The organism is Levilactobacillus tongjiangensis, from assembly GCF_003946345.1.
In the GTDB taxonomy this organism is placed as follows: Bacteria; Bacillota; Bacilli; order Lactobacillales; family Lactobacillaceae; genus Levilactobacillus; species Levilactobacillus tongjiangensis.
Genome location: NZ_RHNY01000034.1, coordinates 1 through 10,800 on the forward strand (window position 1 = coordinate 1; position 10,800 = coordinate 10,800).

Annotated in this window: 8 protein-coding genes and 3 pseudogenes; 6 read left to right on the forward strand and 5 right to left on the reverse strand. The window is 37.0% G+C overall.

The features are described 5' to 3' along the window. The first annotated feature begins 313 nt into the window (after nt 1-313). The 3 genes and pseudogenes from mobQ to EKM75_RS12475 form a co-directional block, all read left to right on the forward strand. Complete coding sequence (gene mobQ, locus EKM75_RS12465; protein WP_125694935.1) at nt 314-2,377, forward strand: MobQ family relaxase; 2,064 nt, start codon at nt 314-316, stop codon at nt 2,375-2,377. After that, nucleotides 2,352-3,081 (forward strand): annotated as a pseudogene (locus EKM75_RS12470) (DNA topoisomerase); the annotation flags it as partial. The gene mobQ and the pseudogene EKM75_RS12470, both read left to right, overlap by 26 nt. Further along, nucleotides 3,080-3,676, forward strand: a pseudogene (locus EKM75_RS12475) (hypothetical protein); the annotation flags it as partial. The pseudogenes EKM75_RS12470 and EKM75_RS12475, both read left to right, overlap by 2 nt. A gap of 155 nt (nt 3,677-3,831) precedes the next feature. Here the strand turns inward: EKM75_RS12475 and EKM75_RS13085 are convergent. Then, on the reverse strand, nt 3,832-3,921 hold the full coding sequence (locus tag EKM75_RS13085) for a putative holin-like toxin (protein ID WP_021353390.1): 90 nt from the start codon (nt 3,919-3,921) through the stop codon (nt 3,832-3,834). 215 nt (nt 3,922-4,136) lie between these two features. Between EKM75_RS13085 and EKM75_RS12485 the strand changes: the two genes are divergently transcribed. Beyond that, nucleotides 4,137-5,363: an IS110 family RNA-guided transposase gene (locus tag EKM75_RS12485; RefSeq protein WP_058906975.1), complete on the forward strand. Its 1,227-nt coding sequence runs from the start codon at nt 4,137-4,139 to the stop codon at nt 5,361-5,363. 361 nt (nt 5,364-5,724) lie between these two features. Here EKM75_RS12485 and EKM75_RS12490 read toward each other — a convergent pair whose 3' ends face one another. The 4 genes from EKM75_RS12490 to EKM75_RS13090 form a co-directional block, all read right to left on the reverse strand. After that, nucleotides 5,725-6,825: an S-adenosyl-L-homocysteine hydrolase gene (locus EKM75_RS12490; RefSeq protein WP_125694937.1), complete on the reverse strand. Its 1,101-nt coding sequence runs from the start codon at nt 6,823-6,825 to the stop codon at nt 5,725-5,727. Next, nucleotides 6,815-7,477 (reverse strand): HD domain-containing protein, encoded by a 663-nt coding sequence (locus tag EKM75_RS12495; protein WP_014940864.1) that lies wholly within the window; start codon nt 7,475-7,477, stop codon nt 6,815-6,817. The genes EKM75_RS12490 and EKM75_RS12495 overlap by 11 nt, the downstream gene beginning before the upstream one ends. Next, nucleotides 7,477-8,868 carry an MFS transporter gene (locus tag EKM75_RS12500; RefSeq protein ID WP_053339309.1) on the reverse strand — a complete coding sequence of 464 codons (1,392 nt, stop codon included), beginning with the start codon at nt 8,866-8,868 and terminating at the stop codon, nt 7,477-7,479. Before EKM75_RS12500 ends, EKM75_RS12495 begins: the two co-directional genes overlap by 1 nt. 288 nt (nt 8,869-9,156) lie before the next feature. Continuing rightward, nucleotides 9,157-9,234 (reverse strand): putative holin-like toxin, encoded by a 78-nt coding sequence (locus EKM75_RS13090; protein WP_076661461.1) that lies wholly within the window; start codon nt 9,232-9,234, stop codon nt 9,157-9,159. A 305-nt stretch (nt 9,235-9,539) separates the two neighbouring features. Here EKM75_RS13090 and EKM75_RS12510 point away from each other — a divergent pair, with 305 nt between their 5' ends. Together EKM75_RS12510 and EKM75_RS12515 are read left to right on the forward strand one after the other, a co-directional pair. Further along, nucleotides 9,540-10,619: an FRG domain-containing protein gene (locus EKM75_RS12510; protein ID WP_053339308.1), complete on the forward strand. Its 1,080-nt coding sequence runs from the start codon at nt 9,540-9,542 to the stop codon at nt 10,617-10,619. A gap of 109 nt (nt 10,620-10,728) precedes the next feature. After that, a pseudogene (locus tag EKM75_RS12515) lies at nt 10,729-10,800 on the forward strand (recombinase family protein); the annotation flags it as partial.

Sequence of the window (10,800 nt, forward strand, 5' to 3'; positions counted from 1 at the left end):
GCTTTTAATTTAGCTTCTTGTTTTTCTAAGTTGCTTTGAGACATAACGATCCCTCCAATCATATTAGAAATAATCACTGACACTATATCATAAGGGAAACGTTAAGTCAAAGTATAAAAGTTGAAATAGCGAAGCGGAAGGCATACACTAAGTTAAAGCTAATAGAATCAGAAGACCGAGTGAAACGAGGTCAATGCGCACTTACACACAACAACTAAAGTTGGTTGTGTTATTGTGCTAAACCCTTGTATCAGAAGTCGCCGTTGGCGACAACAAAAGCAAACCCATAAACCCAAAAAAGGTGGTGACAGACATGGCAATTTTTCACATGAGCTTTAGTAATATTAGTGCTGGAAAAGGAAGAAGCGCAATTGCTGGAGCAAGTTATAGAAGTGGTGAAAAGTTATTCGATCAAAAAGAAGGTCGAAGCTATTTTTATGCTCGGTCAGTCATGCCAGAGAGTTTTATTTTAACTCCTAAAAATGCACCATCATGGGCGAGTGATAGAGAGAAATTATGGAATGAAGTTGAAAAGAAAGATCGTAAATCAAACTCTCGGTATGCGAAAGAGTTTAACGTGGCTTTGCCAGTTGAACTAAGCGAAGATGAACAGAAAGAATTATTGACAAAATACGTGCAAGAAAATTTTGTTGATCAAGGCATGGTAGCTGATGTAGCGATTCATCGCGACCACCCAGATAATCCGCACGCACATGTGATGTTAACTAACCGACCATTTAATCCAGACGGAACATGGGGATTGAAAAGTAAAAGGGAAAATATATTAGATGAAAATGGGAACAAGACTTATACAGGAAATAGTCGTTTTCCAAGATCAAGAAAGGTGTGGCTAGTTGATTGGGATAAAAAAGAAAAAATTACTGAATGGCGGCACAATTGGGCGGCTAGTGTCAATCAAGTTTTAGAGCAAAAAAATATTCCGGATCGGATCAGTGAAAAATCATTTATCGAGCAGGGAATAGATGATACACCAACTCAACATGAGGGAATCAATAGCAAACGGCATGAAAGAAAGGCATTTAATCAACAAGTTAAGAACTATCGTAAGTCCAAAGCTGGCTATAAAAATATGCAGGAGAAAGTAGTTAATCGAGGCCACTTGGATAGCCTAAGTAAACACTTCTCGTTTAACGAGAAAAAAGTGGTCAAAGAGTTAAGCCACGGACTGAAAACTTATATTAGTTTGGAAAGTTTAGATGATAAGCGGCGCATGCTATTTAATTGGAAAAACAGTACCTTAATTAAGCACGCTGTTGGTGAAGATGTCACTAAGCAATTATTGACAATTAACCAACAAGAAAGTTCACTAAAAAAAGCAGATGAGCTCTTAAATAAAGTAGTTGATCGCACGACTAAAAAACTTTATCCAGAGCTTGATTTTGAACAGACAAACGCGGCTGAACGACGGGAATTGATTAAAGAAACTAATAGTGAACAAACGATTTTCAAAGGCAGTGAATTAAACGAACGTTTAATGAATATTCGTGATGATTTATTGACCCGACAATTATTGACCTTTACCAAACGGCCATACGTTGGCTGGAAGTTATTAATGCAACAAGAAAAGGAAGTCAAAATCAAGCTTAAATATACGCTGATGATTCATGATGATAGCTTAGAAAGTTTAGAACACGTTGATCAAGGTCTACTAGAAAAGTATTCACCAACCGAGCAGCAAAAGATTACTCGAGCAGTCAAAGACCTACGGGCAATCATGGCCGTTAAGCAAGTCATTAAAACGCAATACCATGAAGTATTAAAAAGGGCCTTTCCCAAAGGCGATTTAGATGGATTGCCATTGATTAAACAGGAACAAGCCTATACAGCCGTGATGTACTATGATCCTGTTTTAAAGCCATGTCAGGCTGAAACAATTGAACAGTGGCAAGCAAATCCACCACAGGTGTTCAGTCCCCAAGAACATCAACAAGGACTAGCTTATTTATCGGGACGGCTGAGCTTAGATCAGTTAGAAAATCATCACTTACAACGGGTTTTAAAGCATGATGGCACTAAACAACTCTTTTTTGGCGAATGCAAAGCCGATCCGACGATTAAGAACAGTCAGATCGAGAAAATCCAAAAGCAGTTAAAAGGGCAACAAGCCAAGGACGACCAGTATAGAAAAGTAAATATTGGACATTATCAACCGCTAAATTACAAGCCAGTTAGTCCAGACTATTACTTAAAGACGGCCTTTAGTGACGCGATCATGACTGTTCTATATGCTCGTGATGAAGATTACCAACGACAAAGACAGGCGCAAGGTTTAAAGAAGACTGAGTGGGAAATGACGAAAAAGCAACGGCAACACCAAACTCGAAACCGGCATGAAGATGGGGGCATGCACTTGTAATCACAAAATTAGCGACTGGTTAATTGGTATGAATGGTAGCCCATAATGTATTTTATATTGAGAAAAATTTGGTATGCTCGATTAGTTACGTATAGCTGCCAGCCTTGTGTATGGTCTATCAAAGAGACCAGGTAAACAAAACCTTTAATCCGAAACCCTATTTTGAACTAAATGCTGAAATTCTTGCTAATTAGCAAGAATTCGTCGCAAAATTAGGCCCCTATCAGCGATTTAAAGACGAAACAGGGCTAATGGCATTCATGCAAGCTAAACACGTTCAGAAAGGCTCACAGGCTGGTTTAATCAAGGGCATTCAAAACCAGGCTAAAAAGCGTGCTAGTCCCCAACTATTCTCACTATCCAGTCTCCAGAGTGCCATGAATAAACGTTATCATGCCAGTGCCAGCCAGACTTTGGCGGCCATTCAGAGTTTATACGAAGACAAACTGCTCAGTTATCCCCGCACCGATTGTGCTTATATCACTGATGAAGAATTTGATTATTTAGGGGCTAATCTGCCTAAGTATCTGGGGTTAGTCTCTAAGCCAGTCGCTTTAACCAATATCGCCCCGAATAAGCGCTATGTTAATGGAAAGAAGGTTGAAGAACACTACGCCATTATTATGACTAAAGTCGTGCCGACGAAAGAGAAACTAGCCAGCTTGCCTAAATTACAGCAACAAGTCTATGACCTGGTTTTAAGGGTATTTTCAACCCAGCACTAATGAAATTGTTATTGGTGGTGATGAATCCGATAATGCTTTAAAATTGAAGACGTTATATCATGAATATGCGCATAGCCAGCTACACGGCTTAAAATCAGCCTTTAAAGATCGGCCACGAGCCTATCAGGAAACCCAGGCCGAAGCGGTCGCATATGTTGCCATGCAAAATATTGGCGTTGATACCAGTAACTATTCACTCGGTTATGTGGCTACCTGGGCTAAAGATACAGCTGTGATCCATAGTGCTTTAAGTGAAATCCAGCAAGTTAGCAACAAAGTGATTGAGCTTAGCGATGGCTTAACCAAATAATTAGGCTTGCAAGAAGCACAAGAAGGACCTGAGCACGATTTAAAAAAGCTAGCAGCCCAGTCACTGAATAAGTCCTATCAAGGCTTGCAACAACAAATTCAACAAACAACTAGTCCACAACAAAAAGCGCAATTAAAAAATCAGTTAAACGATGTGCACCAAGAAATTAGTGATCGAACTCAAAAACAACTGAAAGCATTTGCTAAACAGAATCCAGAAATTAAACAACCAGATTCTGAACCTGATCAAAGCCTAAAACGTTAGCCAGTTTTTAAGGGACATGCTATAATGGAGACAGAAAAAGGAAGCCCCGCCGAAAACAGGACTTCCCACGCAAGCCGCTTCAAAGGCGGTGGCGAAGTTAATAAGACAGCATTAAGCTACCCTGTAACTGGCCAAAGTTACGCAGGGCGGCTTTTTTATTTGTGGTGCTTGTCGATATAGCTGAGGAGCGCGATTAAAAACGTGCCAAACAGCAACATCAACGAGAGTGTCTGGAAGACGCTCATTGACTGTGAAACCTTCCTGAAGATTATTCCATGTTCCCATGGGCCTCACCTCGCAAGGGAAAAGACAGCCACCGCCCTTAAAACAGGCAGTTTTACTTAGTAATTAGTATTCTCTTCGAAGAATGTCGACACTTGATGTCCAGTTTAGAAAATTAGAAATAATTACCTTAGTAAATACGTTCCAACCACTAACAGCTATTTAGGAGGGTTTAAAAATGAGCATTGTCTTTGGCATAGATGTAAGTAGTCGTGATTCCAGTGTTTGTGTACTTCAGAGTGGCGCCACACGAGAATATAAGATCACTAACGATACTATCGGCTTTAAAACTCTGTTGATAGATCTAAAAGAATACGCCGAACATCCACAAATCATCTTAGAAGCAACTGGAGTTTATTCACGCAGAATTACTAGATTTTTAGATGAATACGATTATGATTATGTTCTTCTTAATCCTTTAAAGGCTAAGAAAGAAATTAATCAGGGCTTACGTCGCAATAAAACCGATCGTAATGATGCTTACCATTTGGCACTAGCTCAAGATCAAAATCAGCATCAACCTAATCGAAAAGAGCCTGATGTTTATCATCAATTGCAGTCTTTAAGTCGGGCTTATGAGGAATTAACTCACGATATTATTTCTTCCAAGAATCGACTTCATAAATATTTACAGTTAACTTTTCCAGAATTAGAAACCATTTTCAATAACTCTAGAGGTGTTAATTACTGGTATTTAGTTGAGCTCTTTCCGCACTGCCAAGATGTTAGAAATCTTGAAGTATCAACCATCGCTAAGCAAATTAAAGATTTTAAAGGTTATGGTATTAACCGTGCTCAAAAACTAGCTATTAAACTTAAGCATCTCGCGGATTTAGCTTATCCAGCAGTTGATCAAGACGACCCGGAGCGTGATGAAGTGGTTTATTACGCCAATAGATTATTACGGCTTACAGCTGATCGCGAGCGGAGATCAGAGGAAATGATTAAATTAGCTAAGACTTTGCCTAATCGCGATCTAGAAATCTTAATGAGCATTCCTGGTATCGCTGAAATAACTGATGTCCGAATTCTAGCCGAATTAGGCGACATTAGAAGATTCAGTAATCCAAACAAGATAAATGCTTTTGTTGGTATTGATCCAGGTAGATATCAATCAGGGGAAAAAGATTCTAGTTTAAGGATTTCTAAGCACGGCAATGCCGTTGCGCGGAAGATTCTTTATCGTGCAATTGGACAAATCGATCTAGCGGCTAAGACTAGTCCATGTCATATAGCAGATTACTATGAACGAAAAAAGCAATTTTCTCAAACGAAGGGGTTCAAGAAAATTGCCATTGCTTCAATCCATAAACTGCTTAGAACGATATATATTTTGATTATCACTGATCAAATGTATGATTACAACGTAGCCAACAATAATCAAAAAGACTTTTGTCGTAATTAATTGATCAGGTTCATTATAGCCTAAGTTAACTTCAAAGAAGTAATTTCTTTGAAGCCCTTTGTGATGCTCCTAATTTAGAAAAAAACGCCTCAATTAAAGCAATAATGCCAAATATGTCATAAATTAAAACTTTAGAGTCCTAATATACTTGACTTTACGTAGAAAACTTCCTGCTTAATCTATTATACAGAAACTTTGACGAGGAAACCAAATTTCATCTTAATATTGTTATCAACTGTTTCAGTGAAAGTTGCGCTTAATAAGGTATTTTTGTTTAATACTACGATCAAAGTTTAGCAGCAACTAAAAACAGCTTAAAATCTCTTTGTCGGTAGCAACCAGAGCTTATTTGTATAATTCTTTAAGCTTTTTTATTTAATTCAACAATTCCCTGATTTTCTTCACCTGAAATGTCTTTTTGTAGTATAACTGCCATTTCAGCCTGTGTTAATTGGACGTAGGAAGCTAATGTTGATATAGAGTATGTGAAATTAATTGCGTTTCCTGAATTTGCTAGAATAACAGTCCTATTGCTTTTAGTTTTTAAAATTTTATACCCACCATTGTGTCCATAGTGGGGTAATTTGTTGATCATTTGACTATTTTTAAAAGTATCGTCCGCTGAAGTTACAGAAAAGCTATATAAAGTATGTTTCAAATCCAATTTTTTTAGTTGAAGAGTATCAATAGACTTCTCTCCATTAGCTATATACACAATATCAACGTCAATTAGCTCAGTATATATATCATTAGTTATTTGGTACCCATGGGCTAATGCGTTAGCTAATCGTATTGCCCTTTTATCAGCAACTATGACTATTGCACCACGTTTTCTTAAATTACCCGCTATACTGGAGCCAACTTTACCATAGCCAATAACTAGTACTTTCTTGCCTAAAAGCGTCGTTCCATAATCTGCTAAAAAGATTTCGGATTTGACTACAATCTCATGTCCAACCAAAAAATCTTCCTCAATTTTTAAAGAACTTCTTGCCACTGATAGTATTGGGACTGATATTGAATTATTGGACAGCTTATCTTCATACTTTTGGTAGCCATTTTCCGTATCCTCGATTATTTTAACCAATTGACCTTTAAACTGTTTCTGAATGTCACTTAATCTTGGTACAAAATACCCACCAATATCAATAATTGCAAACGTGTCCTGTCCGACAATTTCCTTTATCAAGTTAGGTGTATCAACGCCTGCTAATTCTTTCCTAGAAACATCTAATATTGTACAAGTCTTTGATAAATGTTTAAGGACTTTACGATCAATACTTTTGGGCTTGGGTATAAAGTACACTTCGTAGTGTTCACATAAATAGTCTATAAAATCCAAACTGTTAATCACGGCGTGCTCTACGACAAGGATTTTTTGGGGATCAGACTGCCCTTTATTAAAAAGCGCAGCGACTTTTTCGAAATACGATTTATCTAATAGATACTCATTATGTCTCATCTTTTACACCTGTTTCCATTTGGAATTCAGATAAGAAATCACGCATATACTTTGTTCGACGACTGGCTTCTTGCTTTCCCGTTCTGGTATTCATTGAACTTGCTAATTTCAGTAGCTTTTCATAAAAGTGATTGATGGTTGTACTTTTGTGATGGCGATAATCATCGTGTGTTTTGATTTCCTTCACTGATATTTTGGGATCGTATATTTCCTGTCCAGCGTGCCCGCCGTAAGCAAATGCACGTGCTATGCCGATTGCACCTAGTGCATCAAGTCTATCAGCGTCCTGAACACATTTACCTTCGTTAGAAAGCTGGTAATGGTGTTCAATGTTGTCAGAATATGACATATGTTGGATAATATCTAAAATGTCTTCTCTAGCCGGAGTTGCAATATTCTCATGGCTAAGTATAATTCGTACTTCTCTCAGTCTATTCTTTTTATCTGCAGTGACTTTTTCGTCTATGGTGTCATGCAAATAGCTAGCTGCTTTCACAACATACAGACCAATATCAGTTTCATCTTTTTTAAAATCTTCTGTATATATTTTTTGAGCTAACTTAGCCACTCTTTGGGCATGAAGAAAATCATGCCCAGTTGGATCAAAGGCCATATTTTCTTTAGAAAATGATTTTATATCATCTAAACTCATTACTCTTTATCTCCTTTAATTACTTTATTTCGTAAAGCTATCAAGCATAGAGAAATTGTGAATACGGCAACAAAAAACAAAATCAAGAAATTGATTGCTAACCCCCATTTTGTCCCTGAAATTACACTCCCTTGTTGTTTCTGCAATAAAGAAACAATAGAGGACGATATTGCAATTCCAACTGCTCCTGAATAAGCTTGAACCGTCATATAAATCGAATTACCATCATTTACTAACCCAGCAGGTAATTGAGACAAACTATAGGTCATGATGTTACTGTAGCTAAAGCTCAATCCCACCATAAAAAGCATATATATTAAAACCAGCCCGCCAATACTTGGTGTAAATAGGTTGGCGCCCAAAAAGGTCAGTCCAATGATTATACAGCCACTTATAATGGGTAAGCGGGGTGCAGTTTTATCGTAAATAATACCAGCAACCACCGATAGCACTGCATCAATCACAGCGGCAGGAGCAATTAGAAAACCTACCAAACCAGGTGACTGGGCAAAAAGTATTTGTAGCACATTAGGGATTAAGTATGACATACTCAAAGAACTGAATTGCAATAGAAAAAAAGCACTTAACAACTGCAAAAAGCGTTTGTTTTTAAAGAGACTTAATTCCAACAATTTATGGCTCTTATGCTTCTCATTAAGAAGGAAAAGTAAGCCACTAAAAAAAGCTGTTCCTAGTAAAAATAAATACAATTTAAAAGAGCTACTGTTAGCAGTCAAGTTAACAATAAACATCAACGTCGTTGTCAAAAAAATGGCCAAGAAAATGCCCCCACGGACATCAAAGGGAACGTAATGAACCGGTGAACTTTGTTCAATGCTAAGCTCACCAAGCAGCCAGGTAACCATAATAATTGGTATTAAAATTATAAATAGAAAATGCCAATTGAATGTGTCCTGAATTATGCCACCATATATGGGACCCACTGCTGGTGCAAAGGCAATAACTAAGCTACCTAGCCCCATAAAAGTGCCAACTTTTTTCTTTGGCACTTGATCTAGTATGACAGCAAACATCAACGGTAACGCGATTCCATCAGCAATGCCTTGACATAAGCGGCCTAGCAAAACTAAATTAAAGCTGTTGGAAAAGCTTGCAACCAACGTACCGACTAAAAAGCTTAAGCACGAAACTCTAAATAAAGTTACCACACGAAACCGTCTTAAAAAGAATGAACCCAATGGAATCAAACTAGTTGAGACTAGCATATATCCAGTAGTCAACCATTGAACTTGACTGATAGGTATAGAAAAATACGTTGTTAATTGTGGGAAGGTTATGTTTAACGCTGTTTCAACCACTATTCCTAAAAAGCTTAAAAGACCAATCGAAATTATTGCGCTCAATAGTTTGTTGTGTTTCTCTTGAACCAAGAATTACACCTTCCAAACACTACATATAGTTTTTTATTACATATTATACCACTATATATGGTTCTTAGGCCGTTGCTCCTACATATTTTCAAGAACGAACAATAGTTTCTCTAGCCTTTGAGAAACTACACTTAAAATAGTCGCAAGTCCGTTATAGCCATGCTATAATGTAAACAGAAAAAGGAAGCCCCGCTAGAACAGGGCTTCCCATGTAGAGCCGTTTAAGACGGTGGCAAAGTTTAATAATAGATTAAATAATCCGTTAGCCCTGCCAAAAGCTAAGACGGATTATTTTTTTTGCTGACTTTTGATCAGCTCAACAATTAATGCAATCAAGGCCACGATAAATGTACCGAAAGCTAGCATTAATTGTAAAGCGTCCGAAACGGACACTTAGGCTACTCCTTTCGTTAGGATTTATGGGCTTTAAAGGTTTAACACCATAAGCACCGCCTCCGATCGGAAATAGCCACCGCCTTAACTTCTCTACTTGATTCATTATACAGAGATATAATTCTTTTAGAAACATATTTTTAAATCAGTAGTGTACTTCATTCTAACCTGGATTAGTGTATTAACGTAAGTCATCTTAGTAAGAACATTGAGCATAAAAATACGGTAATTGATTCATTTTATCAGAGTGCTTGCTTATATCTATAGGAGGTTCTATTTTGAATATTCAATCTGTAAATAGTTTTTTAAGCAAAAAAGCAGAATCCCTAAAGTCTATAAAAGCTAATGTAACAGTTGATGGAAGAGGTTTGCTACCACGATTTTTCTATAGAGGACAGTCAAATGACTTCAAAAGTAGTAATAACGTTGCTAGCATCTTTAGACAAAAAGAGCTCTCCGGATATACCCATGAATATTCATTTACTAATGAGTACATGCGTAGGTACGCAAACGATTTTAACAATTTAGAAAACAATTTTTCTCGCCTGTCTTATATGCAACATTTTGGCTTGCCAACTAGGTTATTAGATGTAACGACCAATGCTCTTGTCGCTCTTTATTTTGCCTGTCAATCTCATCTTGATTCTGAAAGACATGAAACAGACGGGATAGTTACCATGTTTTTTTCTAACAAGACACAAAATATTGATGATTTCACATACTATAGTAGTCGCAGTGACACCGTGGAAGTCTTATCAACATTAGCATTGATGGACGAAGAAAAAAAGAAAAGTATTTATAGAAAAATATCTTCTTTCAACAAAAATATTGATGATTTGTTGAAAGAAGATGAAAATCATTTATACCAAAGTTGGTACATGGATCTGGTCAAGCAGTTCCCAGAGGGCTATTATGAACAACTTTCTGAGGAAAACCAAAAAGTATATGACTCACTAAATGATTTCTATAAAGAAATAAATCAGTCTTATGAAATGCAATGCCTGTATCATGATATTAAAAGAGATACTGGTTATTTTGCTGATCTAATCAACTTTAGAACTTTACTTCACCCATTTTTCGTCGAACCTTCAATTAATAATGAACGCTTACGAGCTCAAAGTGGTTTTTTCCTTTTTGAACCTTATGATGGTACATCATGTAGCTTGGAAAATATTCATGATGATATTGATAACAAAGTATCTCTGTACAATGGACACAATGAGCCAATTAGATTAGTAATTCCTGGTGAAAAAAAGCAACAAATTTTAAACGAATTAAATCAATCATTGGAAATAAACCAGGCTACTTTATTTCCAGACAAAGAAAATGTGGCTAGTTATATAAAAAATAATTTTTAATAAAAAATGTTTAAAGGCCATTAGGGTATACCCTAGTGGCCTTTTTTGTTTCTGTGCTATACTAAGAATTACAAGTGTTCATTAGAACTGTCCAAAAGGAGAGCTGGAAATGGCTAAAATCGGTTATGCGCGTGTGAGTTCCAAGGAGCAACATTTAGATCGACAGTTAGCGGCTTTAAAA